Annotated in this window: 16 protein-coding genes; 7 read left to right on the top strand and 9 right to left on the bottom strand. The window is 43.2% G+C overall.

Annotated features, from left to right (window positions below):
• Window positions 1–235 precede the first annotated feature (235 nt).
• Window positions 236–547 (bottom strand): hypothetical protein, encoded by a 312-nt coding sequence (locus tag R8O10_RS11275; protein ID WP_005375472.1) that lies wholly within the window; start codon window positions 545–547, stop codon window positions 236–238.
• Between the two features lie 141 nt (window positions 548–688).
• On the opposite strand from R8O10_RS11275, the gene R8O10_RS11270 reads away from it, so the two are divergent.
• On the top strand, window positions 689–1,021 hold the full coding sequence (locus R8O10_RS11270; RefSeq protein WP_318191406.1) for a helix-turn-helix transcriptional regulator: 333 nt from the start codon (window positions 689–691) through the stop codon (window positions 1,019–1,021).
• Window positions 1,022–1,132: 111 nt separating this feature from the next.
• Here R8O10_RS11270 and R8O10_RS11265 read toward each other — a convergent pair whose 3' ends face one another.
• The 3 genes from R8O10_RS11265 to R8O10_RS11255 all read right to left on the bottom strand — a co-directional run bounded on the left by R8O10_RS11265 (window position 1,133) and on the right by R8O10_RS11255 (window position 3,045).
• Window positions 1,133–1,513, bottom strand: coding sequence for a hypothetical protein (locus tag R8O10_RS11265; protein ID WP_005375467.1), 381 nt, complete (start codon window positions 1,511–1,513; stop codon window positions 1,133–1,135).
• A 167-nt stretch (window positions 1,514–1,680) separates the two neighbouring features.
• Window positions 1,681–2,067 (bottom strand): heme-binding protein, encoded by a 387-nt coding sequence (locus R8O10_RS11260; protein ID WP_318191405.1) that lies wholly within the window; start codon window positions 2,065–2,067, stop codon window positions 1,681–1,683.
• A gap of 9 nt (window positions 2,068–2,076) precedes the next feature.
• On the bottom strand, window positions 2,077–3,045 hold the full coding sequence (locus tag R8O10_RS11255; RefSeq protein ID WP_318191404.1) for an aldo/keto reductase: 969 nt from the start codon (window positions 3,043–3,045) through the stop codon (window positions 2,077–2,079).
• 167 nt (window positions 3,046–3,212) lie between these two features.
• Here R8O10_RS11255 and R8O10_RS11250 point away from each other — a divergent pair, with 167 nt between their 5' ends.
• Window positions 3,213–4,088 (top strand): LysR family transcriptional regulator, encoded by an 876-nt coding sequence (locus R8O10_RS11250; protein ID WP_318191403.1) that lies wholly within the window; start codon window positions 3,213–3,215, stop codon window positions 4,086–4,088.
• A gap of 9 nt (window positions 4,089–4,097) precedes the next feature.
• Here R8O10_RS11250 and R8O10_RS11245 read toward each other — a convergent pair whose 3' ends face one another.
• On the bottom strand, window positions 4,098–5,855 hold the full coding sequence (locus R8O10_RS11245; RefSeq protein WP_025768478.1) for an SgrR family transcriptional regulator: 1,758 nt from the start codon (window positions 5,853–5,855) through the stop codon (window positions 4,098–4,100).
• 565 nt (window positions 5,856–6,420) lie between these two features.
• On the opposite strand from R8O10_RS11245, the gene R8O10_RS11240 reads away from it, so the two are divergent.
• Window positions 6,421–6,960 (top strand): redoxin domain-containing protein, encoded by a 540-nt coding sequence (locus R8O10_RS11240; RefSeq protein WP_005385152.1) that lies wholly within the window; start codon window positions 6,421–6,423, stop codon window positions 6,958–6,960.
• Between the two features lie 512 nt (window positions 6,961–7,472).
• The gene (locus tag R8O10_RS11235; protein WP_138939625.1) at window positions 7,473–8,156 is read left to right on the top strand and encodes a hypothetical protein; all 684 of its coding nucleotides are present in this window, start codon (window positions 7,473–7,475) and stop codon (window positions 8,154–8,156) included.
• Between the two features lie 195 nt (window positions 8,157–8,351).
• Here R8O10_RS11235 and R8O10_RS11230 read toward each other — a convergent pair whose 3' ends face one another.
• Together R8O10_RS11230 and R8O10_RS11225 are read right to left on the bottom strand one after the other, a co-directional pair.
• Entirely contained in the window at window positions 8,352–8,717 is a 366-nt protein-coding gene (locus R8O10_RS11230; RefSeq protein ID WP_005375456.1) for a winged helix-turn-helix transcriptional regulator, read from the bottom strand.
• Window positions 8,718–8,884: 167 nt separating this feature from the next.
• Entirely contained in the window at window positions 8,885–9,469 is a 585-nt protein-coding gene (locus tag R8O10_RS11225) for an NAD(P)H-dependent oxidoreductase (protein WP_017635228.1), read from the bottom strand.
• Between the two features lie 270 nt (window positions 9,470–9,739).
• Here R8O10_RS11225 and R8O10_RS11220 point away from each other — a divergent pair, with 270 nt between their 5' ends.
• Together R8O10_RS11220 and arsB are read left to right on the top strand one after the other, a co-directional pair.
• The gene (locus R8O10_RS11220; protein ID WP_005375451.1) at window positions 9,740–10,081 is read left to right on the top strand and encodes an ArsR/SmtB family transcription factor; all 342 of its coding nucleotides are present in this window, start codon (window positions 9,740–9,742) and stop codon (window positions 10,079–10,081) included.
• 85 nt (window positions 10,082–10,166) lie between these two features.
• Window positions 10,167–11,222 carry an ACR3 family arsenite efflux transporter gene (gene arsB, locus R8O10_RS11215; protein ID WP_042521522.1) on the top strand — a complete coding sequence of 352 codons (1,056 nt, stop codon included), beginning with the start codon at window positions 10,167–10,169 and terminating at the stop codon, window positions 11,220–11,222.
• A gap of 36 nt (window positions 11,223–11,258) precedes the next feature.
• On the opposite strand, the gene R8O10_RS11210 is transcribed toward arsB, so the two are convergent.
• Both R8O10_RS11210 and R8O10_RS11205 read right to left on the bottom strand, forming a co-directional pair.
• Window positions 11,259–12,038 carry a helix-turn-helix domain-containing protein gene (locus R8O10_RS11210; protein WP_005375447.1) on the bottom strand — a complete coding sequence of 260 codons (780 nt, stop codon included), beginning with the start codon at window positions 12,036–12,038 and terminating at the stop codon, window positions 11,259–11,261.
• Window positions 12,039–12,057: 19 nt separating this feature from the next.
• On the bottom strand, window positions 12,058–12,591 hold the full coding sequence (locus R8O10_RS11205) for a YbhB/YbcL family Raf kinase inhibitor-like protein (protein ID WP_318191402.1): 534 nt from the start codon (window positions 12,589–12,591) through the stop codon (window positions 12,058–12,060).
• A 187-nt stretch (window positions 12,592–12,778) separates the two neighbouring features.
• Here R8O10_RS11205 and R8O10_RS11200 point away from each other — a divergent pair, with 187 nt between their 5' ends.
• On the top strand, window positions 12,779–13,570 hold the full coding sequence (locus R8O10_RS11200) for a PhzF family phenazine biosynthesis protein (RefSeq protein WP_042521526.1): 792 nt from the start codon (window positions 12,779–12,781) through the stop codon (window positions 13,568–13,570).
• Window positions 13,571–13,679 lie beyond the last annotated feature (109 nt).

The raw sequence follows: 13,679 nt of genomic DNA, 5'->3' as shown, positions 1-13,679 counted from the left end.
GTGAAGGTGTTAGATTCCAAGGACGTAGCCTAGATCGGACAATATCGCTATTATTCGCTGCGTACCGACACTGTTCGGTTCACATACCTCTAAACACTGATTTACGGTTCGAAAATATAGGTAAATGAGTGTTCGAATGCTGGGTGTGGTTCCCCAGCATTTGCATCCTTTCTTTTAGATGTCATCAATTGATCGAAATTGCGTAAATCTTGTATCGCCCGACTTTACGACTGTGTTAATACGCTTTATCTAGCGCGCCAATGATATAAGTTAACACTGGAATACCCATATCGGCGACCTGCTTCTCAGTCTCACTCATATTTTCATGCGCCATCCGCAGCTCTACTTCACTTATCGATTCTTTGTGAAGGTAAAGCTCTTTGTAGTTCATCAATCGCTGTTGTGACTGTTGAATCAGTGTCACAACATTCTCTTTAGTCTCACGATGTTGCTGATCAATTTCACTAAATAAATGATCTAAAATGCGTTGCATTTTGCGAATAGAAGCTTTCGTTTCTATTGATTTGTATGATTGATACTTTTCCATTGAGTTAATAACTGACTAAAATATTTACGTTTTTATAAGACAGTTATTTTTATACTGATTGCAAAGCAGGTAAATATGTGGTGGTTAAACTGGTCCACTTCTTGCTCCGTTTAGGTCAAAACTGTCCTTTCAGGAGAGCACATGCAGGTAGACCCTATAATTCAAGCACTGATCGCAAGACGAAAATCGAATGGCCTCTCCCGTGAGCAAATGGCAAACATCGCTGGAATGAGCGTAAAAACATATCAAAGGATCGAGCGCGGAGAGTCCGATCTTAAACTCTCACAATATCGTGCCATATTGCGTTCGCTTCATTTGACTGACCTAGATATTGCTTTAGATGTACGTGATGTTCAGCATGTCACAGCAAATGACCTAACGGCCGTGGCGAGATTGCTCTCACCGGAAGCTCCGTCCCTGCTCGTTCGCCTATTATCGTTAGTCCTTGAACAAAAGAACAAGAAAGGTGATTAACGACATTGCTCATACCCAAACGATGAATGCCCTGTTGAGCGTTGAAACATGAATCGTTTAGACAAAAATAAAACTCGTCAAATGACGAGTTTTATTCTTTATATCAGTCCGTTACTCTAGGCTTTTCAATTCCGATGTATCAACGCCTTTTATTGCATCTTTCGCCACTTTATCAGGATCAAAGACATCACGTTCTTCATATGAATTATCAATCATGCCTTGTCCTATCGCGGTCGCCTGCTTTTGTAACTTGTTACCCTCTACCTCACCAGCATCCCAGCCTTGCCGATAATCGGAGTCGGTTTGATACCTTGTTTCGTCCTTAATATAGTGTTCAAAATCATTCCCTGCCTCTTGCATACCACTATGCCGACCGTCATGAAAGCCTTGGATATAAGCTTCATCATAACCGCTCTCTTTTAACGCGCTGTCACTCGTACCACAGCCTGAGAGGAGAACAAAAAATAGCGAAACGAATACCTTATGAAACATATTTAGGCCTCAAAGCTTTCAAATAAATTAATCATAGTTCGCGATTTCAACTTCTGCTTACTTCAGGCTATTCGATAGCATTGTGACTCGACGAAGCCTGTGAACTTGAGTCCCTACAGTGAGTACAAAGCTGGACAAAGCATCACACCTACTGATAAACATTATACTCAACGCGCGTTTAATACTTCCATCGCAAGTGCTTCATCATCTTGCTCAGCCAAACCACTGATACCAATTGCACCGACGACTTTCCCATCTTGTTCTACAGGTACCCCACCCATAAAGCCTGTGATCTTCGGGTCAGTCCAATAACTCAACTGCTTACCCGTCTCACGAGCCCAAGCACCCAGATTGCCGCTAGGCTGACGGTCTCTAGCCGAGGTGTAAGCTTTGTTTTGTGCCAACAAACCTGCTTGCACGCTCACATCATCCATTCGGGCAAAACCGAGCAATTCACCATGCGTATCAACCACGGCAACCGCAATATTTTGCTTGCGAGTAGTGGCAATTTCCAATGCCGTTTGAATCAGAGTTTGAACTTGTACGTATTTCATTTTTCTCTCCTACGGGATCTCATGGCCAAGAGTTTTCTCAAACAAGCCATACCAATGGCTGCGTGATAGCGTGACGTTCTCTACTTGAGCACAAGCGCGAATACGCTGTGGGTTTGCAGTACCAATAACAGGCTGAATTTGGTTTGGATGACGCATTAGGAAGGCTAAAACAATCGCCTCAGGCGACACGCCATATTCAGCTGCTAGCGCCATCACCATCTCCGCAGTCTGTCTGGTATTGTGATCATCAGAATGTAAGCCACGCTCTGAGAATCTTCCTTGCGCCATACTGCCCCACGCTTGCAGTTGGATATTGTGCTTACGGGCATGCTCCAGTGTTCCCGCAACGTAATCAGATGCAGACGAAGGAAGCCCCATGCCCTGCTTTATGAAGTCAGACTTAGCCAGACTCATTTCCAACTGGTTCGCCACAACAATTTCGCCCGTTGCTTGTTGGAGAAGATCAATTTGAGCACTGTTCATGTTAGAAACACCGAAGTGGTTAACTTTGCCAGCTTGTTTCAGGGCTTGTAGCGCTGTGCCAAGTTCTTCAAACTCAACCAAAGGATCAGGACGATGCAGCATCAAAACGTCAAGATTCTCCACGCCAAGGCGCTCAAGAATGCCCTCAACAGAAGCCGTCACCCATTTAGCAGAGAAGTCATACTGCTTAACACCTTGCTCATCTCCTAGACGGATGCCGCACTTAGATTGCAGATAAATTCGTTCTCGTAAGGTTGAGTCATTGGCTAAGATGCGCCCAAACACTTCTTCAGCCTTACCGAATTTGTAGATATCCGCATGATCAAAGAGATTAATGCCTACCTCTAATGCTGCCTCTACAGCGGCATAAGCTTGGTTTTCATCTTGGGCGGTTAATGGGTTGCGATTCCACTCCCCTCCAAGCCCCATGCAGCCGAAGACCACGCGGCTAACGTTAGGTAAGGTTTTGGCGAGCGGTAGTGTTGGATTGTTCATCGTTGTTCTCACTTTTCCGATTTCTGCATTTTCAATTTCTGAAATTAACTCGAACCATCTTACCGTTCGTAAAAAATAGTTTAATACCGTAAAATCGAATTCATTATCCTCGCTACCGAACAATTAAAGCGAACAATAAAGACGAACAATCAGAGTGAGTAATCAAGATGACAGATTACAAAAGAATTGAAAAACTGATGCTGTTTGCCGAAGTGGCTCAAACACTCAACTTTTCTAGGGCAGCGGAGCAACTTGGCATTTCTAAAAGTTACCTGTCAGAACAAATCAAGCGATTGGAATCGGAGCTCGCCACGCCTTTGATTGTTCGAACCACACGCAGCGTGAGATTGACGGCAGAGGGTGAGTCGATCTTTGCGCAAGCGGAAGAGCTCAAACGCCGCGTAATGGAAATGGAAAAGAGTTTAAGTCAGCAATCTGAACAAATAGACGGTCTGATTCGGCTTACCGCTCCCAAGATGTTTGCTGAAGCGGTACTGCATGATTTGTGCGTGGCGTTTCGCGCTCTTCATCCAAACGTAGAGTTCGAGATCCTTTCTAGCTATCAAGCGTTTAATCTGACGGAAACCAGCGTCGACTTTGCGTTTCGAGCGACAAGAACGCCGCCCGAAAATATGATTGCGCATCATCTTTTGGATTACCACCACTGGCTGGTTGCTTCTCCTCAGTATCTGCAAGAAGAAGGCACGCCGGAAACGTTAGCGGATTTAAAACAACATCAATGCTTAACCACATTGCATCAAAAAGAGTGGCCGTTAAAAACGGGAACAGTTCAAACCCAAGGTTGGCTTTCTAGCAACGAAAACCGCTTACTCAAAGAATCAGCCCTGTCCGGCAATGGCATCGCTCGATTAGCAAGTTACTTTGTCGAGCAAGACGTTGATAATGGCCGACTAGTGCAGGTTCTATCGGAAGAAACCGACCACCAGCACAACGCAGTGTACTTGGTGTATCCGCAACTTATCTATCAATCGGCGAAAACCAAAGCCTTCATTGAATTCGTGAAGCAATACTTTGCTAAATAAGTAAGACAGTTAATCCGCCGACCACACCGAGCGAATATCTGGCCAACCCCAGTTGGTTAAAGCAACATCTTCCAATACACCTTGGAAACGCAAAGTTTGTGTATGGTGGAACATGGGTGCAATCCAATACTCGCTGATCAACGTCGATGCAATTGGCTCCAATGCATTAAGATAGTCCTCAAGTGGAACGAAAGATCTGACTCTCTGTAGTTGTTCATCTAACCATTGTGCGTTCTTTTCTCCCAAAGTGTGGAATAGCACAGCGTTGCTGAAGAAGTTCGTGAACGCAGAGGCATGACGATTATCATCTAGGTTTATGTTCGTTACGACCATTGTCTCATTTAGCTCACCGTTCTTAGCCTTCTCGTTCAGCTCACGGTAGGAATACATAACAATTTCTACTTTACTGCCAACACTCGCCAAACGATTAGAAATAGCCCGCGCACAGCGACGCAACGCGGTATAGTTATATCCTGCTATCGTAATGTGTTTAGGTAACTTAAGCGGCTCACTGAACGGACGGAGCACTGGCTTCCAACCTGGTAGCAGGTTATAAGCGGGTATACTCCCAAATACAATATTCTCGCGGCGCATCACTTCGGCCAAGCGCTCAGGTTGAATTAGCTCACTAATATAACGGCGCTGCGCTAAAGAGAGTTTGTGCTTAGCGTGCTGATTAAATAAGGCGAATAAGCAACCATCTTCTATTCGACTACGCTTGCTCGCCGATGAGTTTTCTCGGTTTTGCGTCGACATATAGTGTCCACACAAATCCTCCTCGGGCGAAGTATCCCTTTGCAACGTATTTGCTGCCAATGACGGGTTCTCCATTTGCTCGTCATTAACAATCCAGATAGTCACCAAATCCGTTAGAACTCTACATGCATAGTAACCATTAAATGCTTGCAGTTTTAAACGACTTTCATTGTGCTCGACAACAGAGAATGGGCCACTTCCGACCACCAGCTTGTTATTCGCTACGTTAACTTGGCTTACTGGTTGAATGCCGTATTTCACACCAGAAATAAGTCCAGCAAAGCCCAAGTCAGCTCGATTAAGCTTAAAAACAACTTTCAATGGCGTTGGCGCAGTAATGTTAGCAACATGTGCCAACTCTTTTTCGTAGTACTGTAATGAACTCAACTTTGCAAACAAGCTAACCACTGTTTCTGCATCAATGGAATTACCATTATGAAAAGTCAGACCTGGACGAAGGTAGAAAGTCCATTCGTAGGTGTCTTCGTCATAACGCCAGTGATGTGCGAGTTCTGGTTGCACTTTCCCATTGTTATCACTCGAAACTAAGCAACAATAGATTTGCCTTAATAAGAAACGTTCGCTGCTACGCTGAAGTTGATGTGGAACGACGCGCTCAAACATTCGCTTATAGGTTAATTGAATATTGAGCTGTCCTTCTTGAACAGAAGCACCAGACGTTGTTTTTAACAAACGGCCAAATGCCATTTCGTCTTCATCTAATATCGCCAGTGCTTTTTCATACTTGCCTAGCTTGATACGTTCAAGAGCCAAGCTCTCTTTTAAAACGTCTAACTCCATATTCAGAATAAGAGTCGATCGTTGGTTCCGCCCAGCTTTCGGGTGCCAGCTCAACCACGCCTTCTGCTGCATTTGCGTTAGCAGGCTACGAGCATGCCGAGAAGAAGTGAACATGATGTCGGCAATGTCCTGTAACGTGGTTTTTGTTTCATCACCAACGCTAAACGAGAGTAATCGTTGGTAATAGCGAAACAAATTGAGATCAGACACTGAATCAACCTTAGAGCTGTGAAGTTTGTGGATAGGAATAGTTTACTTAAGTTGGCGGCAATAAAATAAGAAAACTTCCTAATTATCTGTTCCCCTTTTCCACAATTAACCTCCAAATTCGGCTTTAAAGCCCCAGATATTTACGTTATTAGGAATAAAGTTAACAAAAGCACTCTCTTTTTTATCTCCCCTTTTATACGCATAATTTACTCGTCAGCGTAAAGGAGGAAGAAATGAAGAAGCCAATGATGGCGTACTTTTTTCAGCAACGCCTAGCTCAATCGAGTAATAAAATAGAAGTGATGACTCTGGTTTATCTTAACGATATGTTCCAGTGGTCATAGCCTAACCTCAAGCAGAACTTAGCTCCTGATATTACACCCCCACTTCGTTGTATCTTAAGTTCTGCTTTTTCATCTTTTGCACTCTACTACCTTATTGCAGGTTACTAAAAGTTAACTAGTTGAAACACCGCAAAACAGAGTCTACATTGAAGTCTCATCCCCCAATCGCTTTGTTGAGAAAGGGGCATTCATGGATATACACCACCAATTCGGGAGTCAATATGGCAACTTCAGTGAAACTTAAAGCGGGCGACAGCTTCCCTCATCTTCAAGCCACTTTGCTAGATGGTTCAAGCGTAACGTTGGGTCAGCCGCAAGGTGATGCGACTTGGCAAGCAGTATTCGTTTATCGTGGTAAACACTGCCCTCTTTGTACTAAGTACCTCAATGAGCTTGAGAGTTACAAACAGGCTTTCGCTGATGCTGGCGTCGATATTCTTGCCGTTTCTGGCGATTCAAAAGCACAGCTAGAGGGACATCTAGAGAAACTCGAAATCAGCTTCCCTATCGCTTACGGCCTGACCGAAGAACAAATGAAAACGCTAGGCTTGTATGTATCTATTCCTCGATCTGAACAGGAAACCGATCATAATTTCGCAGAACCAGGTCTGTTTGTGGTGAATGAACACGGCGACTTACACGTGGTGGATATTTCAAACAACCCGTTTGTTCGCCCTGAGCTTGGCGCGCTATCACGCGGATTGGCATGGATTCGCGATCCAAACAATAACTACCCTATCCGTGGCACATTGGATTACTAATATCTTCTGCACCCAAGTAAACTTTCTATCCTTAAATAAGCTAGGATTCTTGCCTTAGTGAGAATAACTTGGAATGCATATCAGATCCGTGAGATCTGATATGTATCAACAAGTTGGAAATAGAGTCCTTGTTCATTATACAACGCCTTGATGAAAAACAAGATCAGTGAAGCCCAGGCTCCCCTCAAACAACGTTAGTTATTTACTTCTAAGTCACTTTCACGATAAATACATGAAATTAAGACTAAAAACTTAGACTTAACGGATATATAAATCATAACGGTACCTACACAAGTAGTTGGCTAGCGATTATTATCCTATTGCAACTCACAATTGTGCAAATCTAATAATTCATACCATAAATGAAAACATAGATACCGTAAGAGACAAAATAAAAGCAAACGATTAAATTACCAATAAAACACCGTTCAATTAAAATAAAAAACATTTCAATTTATAAAAATATAATTAATCGTTATTTGCAATCACACATCTTAATTGAGAAATACAGTATGAATAAAATCTCTTTGCTTTATATGGCCGTTTGTATCGGATTAGTTGGATGCGGTTCAGGAGGAAGCGACAACGATCCAGCAAAAGATATACATCCCACCATTTCAAATCCGGAACAAGTCAACGCAATGACGGTGGACAAAGGTCATTTCTATTGTTCTGTAAACCAACAAAAACTGGAACACGGAGGGACATCTGCAACTATGTCCTACCTGATTGAAAAGAAAAGAAATTCTACGGTTGTCGACGATTATGAATGTACCGAATACGGTTTAAAGAAAGGTGAGTCAATTATCGTCACTAAAAGTGCAATTGAAAACTTTTCATACTCAAAACATTATAAAAGCACGAAGAAGAATGACATTAATGGGTTTAAAATCATCTACCCTACAGGGCTTACGACTCCGATTAATAAAGATTATGAAAAAATTACGATCACGTATAATACGGAGAGACCTGACGTTAACATTAAGATAATTCAATATTTTGACGAAAAGTCTAAATTATATACCATCAAAAAATATGAAAGCCACGTTAACGACAACTCACCAATAGGTTTAGTTGAGAAAGAGGAATTCGATAAATATTCCGATTTTGAAAAGAAACTGGAATTAAATAGTGCTTTTTTAAATTCAACTGAAGTGAGTGATTTATTCTACAACTTACTAAGTATGATAAAATAATAACTAAAAATCAAAAACTTAAAAAGTACGATTATGCTCAAGTAGCTTCGATATGCCTGACTCGAAAGAGTACGTTGTTTTACGAAACAAATTACGATTTGAATGAAGTACATCTAAGTTACTTGGGTATAAACGGCGATGTATTGTTAATCAGCTTTCAAAAGAGAGTGACGTTTGCGATTAACTACTTTGGTCTTAACGAAGCTCAATTTGATGCTTTTCAGACCAAATTCGCAAATCATCAAGAATCTTAAGTGCGGTACGGCCGAACTCTGTTAGTTCATAGCTGACTGCAATTGGGCGGTCGCTGATCACTTTGCGCACCACCATACCTTCCGCTTCTAACTCTTTCAGGCGTTGGTCGATCATCTTTTTACTTGCACCGCCTAGCATGCGTGCTAAGTCATTGAAACGAACTGGGCCGTCTTTCAAATGATAAATCAGAGAACCTTTCCATTTACCACCAATTAGACGCATCCCTTTCTCGATAGCACATGGCTCCGCACATACGTTCGCCACTGACTTACGACCTTTGCTATCTACACTGATTCTGCTTTCCACAATACACCTCAAGATACGCACCTAATCTAGGTAACGAAAAGTAAGCTAGATACATTTAGTGCTTTAGAGTAATAAAAACGTCACCTCGCCGCAAACAAATAAAAATGGACCGCATGTAGCAGTCCATCTCAATTCATCATTCAGTTCGCACTATCTTTCTAAAAGGATTAGAAGTTTTCGTTAATGTGAGCTTCGAAACGAACAAAATCGTTTTCGATATCTGCGTTCTTCATCACGTCGTAACAAGCGAATGTAGGCAGTGCTGACATACCAAAGAAGCGGAAGTTAGCGTGCATGTGGAACATCAAATCGTCCACGCCTTTACCTTGGAATAGGTATTCGCTCTCATCATCAAACGATTCTTCTGGCGCGTTGAATGTCAGTGACAGCATGTATTTGCTGTTGGTTTGAGTGCCGCCTGTACCATAGTTTTTCTTTGGTTCTTCTGCGCTACGGCCATCGAATGCACATAGTGCGCCGCCCATACCCGCAGTAAACACGTCGTCCATGTATTTTTTGAATGACCAAGGCACAGACATCCAGTTGATTGGGCTTTGGATGATCACGCGATCAGCCCACTCAAAGTGTGCGAGTTGCTCATCTACGTTGATCTCATCTTGCATTGTCACAACGCGAACCTCATGGCCTTTTGCTTGCAGAAGCGTCTGTGCTTTGTCGACAAGAGAAGCATTTAGACGACCTTCTGAATATGGTGATGGTTCGTGTGCATTGATGATCAGTACGTTGCTCATGGGATTACCTTTAAATAAGTTCACAAGATGACGCAGTAACCATTGTGCGTCGGATGTGGTTTATTATGGTAACCTAGAAATATAGTGCAATTAGTTAACTTTTAGTAACCTACTTAATTTTTTATTATATCACTGTTTTTAAAACATATATTTTTTCAATTTTTTATTCATCGTTATTTTACGATTAATTTTTTCATCGAGTTGTTGCATCTTCCACAGAGCAGGCGTACACTTTATCGTAATTCGACGATTAACTATTAAGGCCAGCGAATGAGTGATAAGTGCAAGGACACGTGCGAAGTTGTTTTTCAGACAACACAACAACAGCTCGAGAAAGAACAAACTCTAGCCGCACAAGCAAAAGCTTTGTCACACCCAGCACGTTTACGCATTCTGCATATCCTGCACACGCTTGATACAATGGGCGGTTGTTTGAACAGTGATTTGGTTTCTGAACTGGGTCTTGCGCAATCTACTGTTTCCGAGCACTTACGTATTCTAAAGCAAGCTGGCTTTATCAGCGCCGAGCCAAACCCACCTAAGGTGTGTTACCGCATTCAACGCGACGCGTTTGATCAGTTCAATCTAGGATTTTCCAAGTTATTTGATTAATGCCCTTTGCACGCTGTTCAGGCGTGCAGAGATAAACTATACCTTTAAATATCGCCTTTCGACGATAAACGAATAAGAGAACACTATGACTACTCAAGTTTTAAATAGTGCCAGCGACAAAATGAGCTTCTTGGACCGTTACCTAACGGTGTGGATTTTTGTGGCAATGGCAATCGGTGTAGGTATTGGCGCAGCATTCCCTCAAGTTGCTGAGTGGAACGAGTCAATGTCAGTTGGTAGCACAAACGTACCGCTAGCGATTGGTTTGATTTTGATGATGTACCCGCCACTCGCAAAGGTGAACTACAACTTGCTAGGCACAGTGACGAAAGACAAAAAAGCGATCACGCTGTCTTTGGTCATGAACTGGATTGTCGGCCCTATTTTGATGTTCATCCTTGCATTGACTTTCCTAGGTGATCATCCGGGTTATATGGTTGGTATCATTCTGATCGGTCTTGCTCGTTGTATTGCGATGGTATTGGTATGGAACGATATCGGTGGCGGTAACAAAGAATACGGCGCAGCCCTAGTTGCACTAAACAGCGCTTTCCAAATCGTGACTTACAGTGTGATGGCATGGTTGTTCATCACAGTGTTGCCACCAGTCTTTGGCTACGAAGGTTTCGTGGTTGATATCTCGATGATGGACATCGCGGAAAGTGTTCTGATTTACCTTGGTATCCCATTCCTAGCGGGATTCCTAAGCCGTAAATGGCTAGTCGCTGCGAAAGGTGAACAATGGTACAACGACGTGTTCATCCCACGCATTTCACCGATTACGCTTATCGCCCTGCTTGCAACCATCGTACTGATGTTCAGCTTGAAAGGTGAAATGATTCTTGAACTGCCAATGGATGTATTCCGTGTAGCAATTCCACTGGCTATCTACTTTGTGTTGATGTTCTTTGTCAGCTTCTTCGTCGGTAAGAAAATGGGCATCGACTACGACAAAAACGCGTCGATTGCTTTCACGGCAACAGGCAACAACTTTGAATTGGCTATTGCGGTTTCTATCGCGGTGTTTGGCCTAAACTCAGACCAAGCTTTTGCTGGTGTCATTGGCCCGCTGATCGAAGTGCCTGTGTTGATTGCTTTGGTGAATGTAGCATTGCGAATGAAGGCCAAATATTATGACTAACCTAAAAAGCACAAAAAATACAAAAGCGGTAAAACATTAACTCACTACCGTTTTAATATACTCGCTGGGCGTTAGGCCGAACTTACTTTTAAAGCGTTGGCTAAAACGCCCCTCTGACTGATAACCACACAACTGTGCGAGCAGCGCAACGTTATACGAGCCATTTTGCATCAAGTAAAGTGCGTGATTTAAGCGCACTTCTGCCAATACTTCACGATACTGGGTACCTTCTTGTTTCAGTTTTCGTATCAATGTTGCTCGGCTCATAGCAAAGTGCCCCGCGACCATATCTAATGGATGCTCCTCCCCTGGAGAGCGCGATAAGTAACGACTAAGTTTCTGACTAAAAGAGATATGTGAACTCGAGAACAACCGATGCAATAACCCTCTCTCAGCTAGCTGCTGATATAGGCCCATAATCCAATAGCGTTGTGTCGCTTCACTTAAGCTTTCCCGCTCAAACGAAAACAAAGCATTTAACGTCGCTTGCAATGCTTTATCTGTCTCAACAACGGGTACATAGTTTCCTAATGCGTTGCTCATGCTTAGCTCCAACATTTCATCGCTAGGCACACAGTGAAAACTGAACATTCGAGAAAGAAATCGCCCTTGTAGAGGAAGATTTTCAAAATTTAGGGATGCATTTGCTTCACAAAGCATGATATTTGGATGATGGATGTCGAGTACTCCATCTTTCCAGAAAAGATGTTTACTCCCCTTAACAATCTGAATAAGGCTTGGGGAGTGAATCCTGACATTACGAAGCTTCTGCTGCTGCTCCGCACGAAACAGCGTAACCTGATATTGGTGACCCATTCTCTCCCCTTATATTCAATTATCGCGTGTAAGTCGTGGCTAATGTCGCTTTACCCAAAGCAACACTATTCAAAGTAAACCCTCCAATGGCTGGTGGCGTGTTTTCATCCAAATTCAGTTCTTCAGTTGGCAATGCCCACACCGTAAACTGGTAACGATGCATCCCATCATTCTTTGGAGGACACGCGCCGCCGAACCCCGTTGTGCCGTAGTCAATACGAGATTCTTTGCCGCCTAACTTGTTCATATCAATGCCTCGAGGCAGCTCGCTAACGGTGGATGGAATATTAAACGCTATCCAATGCCAAAAACCACTGCCTGTTGGCGCGTCGGGGTCATACATGGTGATCGCAAAACTTTTTGTGCCCTTTGGAGCTTCTTTCCACATCAATTGTGGTGATTGATTCCCGCCATCACATCCCCAACCAGAGTATTCAAATGTCTTCGCCATCGGGTGGCCTTCTTGAATATCTCTACTCACGAGTTCAAATGCATGGGCAGAACCGACCGCAAAAACACTCAATGCCAAAACTGATTTGTAGATCGCTTTCATGTTTTTCTTCCTTTCAATGAATTCAACACTAGTGTAAGTACCCAGCAGTCCGAATCCTTGTCAGTAAGTATCAAAAAACACAAAACAATCTATAATTTTGACACTTTAAGATTCTAACACAAATTTCTTACTCTCTTAATTGCACTTGGTTTATGCTAATTAATCGCTCACGGAACAAGGAAGGAAAATGGAATTGGATATCTACGTGGTGGACGCCTTCACCGATACGCAATTCAAAGGCAACTCAGCAGCGGTCGTACCGTTAGAGGAATGGCTAGCCCCAGAGTTGATGCAAAATATCGCGACAGAAAACAACTTATCAGAGACGGCTTTCCTAAAGTCCATTGGCGCAAACCAATATGAGATTCGTTGGTTCTCTCCGATTACTGAAATCGATTTCTGTGGACACGCGACACTGGCCTCGTCGTTAGTTCTGTTTGATGAGTTTGGCATTAATGGCACGATTGAATTTCATACTCTGGAAGTAGGAACCCTCACCGTAGAGAAGAATGCGCAAGGTAAGATCGAGATGACGTTCCCTGCTCGTCCTCCAAAAGCCGTTTCTGATATTCCCTCGGCATTGATTGAAGGCCTAAGTTGCGATGTGGAACGCGTACTGCTTAGCCCTCAAGCGTATTTCGTGGTGGTCGGCAACCAGCAGGAGGTACTTGAGGTTCAATACCGTTCAGAGCACCTCAAGACACTCGCTCCTTACGATGTGGTCGTTACCGCGAAAGGCGATCAACAAGACTTTGTATCTCGTTACTTTTGGCCTGCAAATGGTGGTGACGAAGACCCCGTAACTGGCTCGATTCACGCTGGGTTAGCACCGTTCTGGGCAGAAGCGTTAGGCAAAACATCACTGGTCGCTTACCAAGCTTCTCAGCGCGGAGGCATTTTGCACTGTGAAGTTACTGGCGAACAAGTAAGAGTATCTGGCGACGGCGTGCTCTACATGAAAGGCAAGATTTTTGTTTAAATGATATTCATGTAATCAACTTAAAAGAGCCAAGTAAAGCACGGCTTTCGCAGGATCAAGCCAGCTTCAATAATTAATCAATTGATGAATATTGAAGGAATTAACTTCC

Origin of the sequence: Vibrio sp. 1727, from assembly GCF_033344415.1 — a bacterium.
GTDB lineage: Bacteria > Pseudomonadota > Gammaproteobacteria > Enterobacterales > Vibrionaceae > Vibrio > Vibrio alginolyticus.
This window is presented reverse-complemented; position numbering and strand designations above follow the sequence as displayed.

Excerpts from the sequence above, each read along its gene's own strand:
- R8O10_RS11275 (WP_005375472.1), bottom strand. The coding sequence starts at position 547 with ATGGAAAAGTATCAATCATACAAATCAATAGAAACGAAAGCTTCTATT.
- R8O10_RS11270 (WP_318191406.1), top strand. The coding sequence starts at position 689 with ATGCAGGTAGACCCTATAATTCAAGCACTGATCGCAAGACGAAAATCG.
- R8O10_RS11265 (WP_005375467.1), bottom strand. The coding sequence starts at position 1,513 with ATGTTTCATAAGGTATTCGTTTCGCTATTTTTTGTTCTCCTCTCAGGC.
- R8O10_RS11260 (WP_318191405.1), bottom strand. The coding sequence starts at position 2,067 with ATGAAATACGTACAAGTTCAAACTCTGATTCAAACGGCATTGGAAATT.
- R8O10_RS11255 (WP_318191404.1), bottom strand. The coding sequence starts at position 3,045 with ATGAACAATCCAACACTACCGCTCGCCAAAACCTTACCTAACGTTAGC.
- R8O10_RS11250 (WP_318191403.1), top strand. The coding sequence starts at position 3,213 with ATGACAGATTACAAAAGAATTGAAAAACTGATGCTGTTTGCCGAAGTG.
- R8O10_RS11240 (WP_005385152.1), top strand. The coding sequence starts at position 6,421 with ATGGCAACTTCAGTGAAACTTAAAGCGGGCGACAGCTTCCCTCATCTT.
- R8O10_RS11235 (WP_138939625.1), top strand. The coding sequence starts at position 7,473 with ATGAATAAAATCTCTTTGCTTTATATGGCCGTTTGTATCGGATTAGTT.
- R8O10_RS11225 (WP_017635228.1), bottom strand. The coding sequence starts at position 9,469 with ATGAGCAACGTACTGATCATCAATGCACACGAACCATCACCATATTCA.
- R8O10_RS11220 (WP_005375451.1), top strand. The coding sequence starts at position 9,740 with ATGAGTGATAAGTGCAAGGACACGTGCGAAGTTGTTTTTCAGACAACA.
- arsB (WP_042521522.1), top strand. The coding sequence starts at position 10,167 with ATGACTACTCAAGTTTTAAATAGTGCCAGCGACAAAATGAGCTTCTTG.
- R8O10_RS11210 (WP_005375447.1), bottom strand. The coding sequence starts at position 12,038 with ATGGGTCACCAATATCAGGTTACGCTGTTTCGTGCGGAGCAGCAGCAG.
- R8O10_RS11205 (WP_318191402.1), bottom strand. The coding sequence starts at position 12,591 with ATGAAAGCGATCTACAAATCAGTTTTGGCATTGAGTGTTTTTGCGGTC.
- R8O10_RS11200 (WP_042521526.1), top strand. The coding sequence starts at position 12,779 with ATGGAATTGGATATCTACGTGGTGGACGCCTTCACCGATACGCAATTC.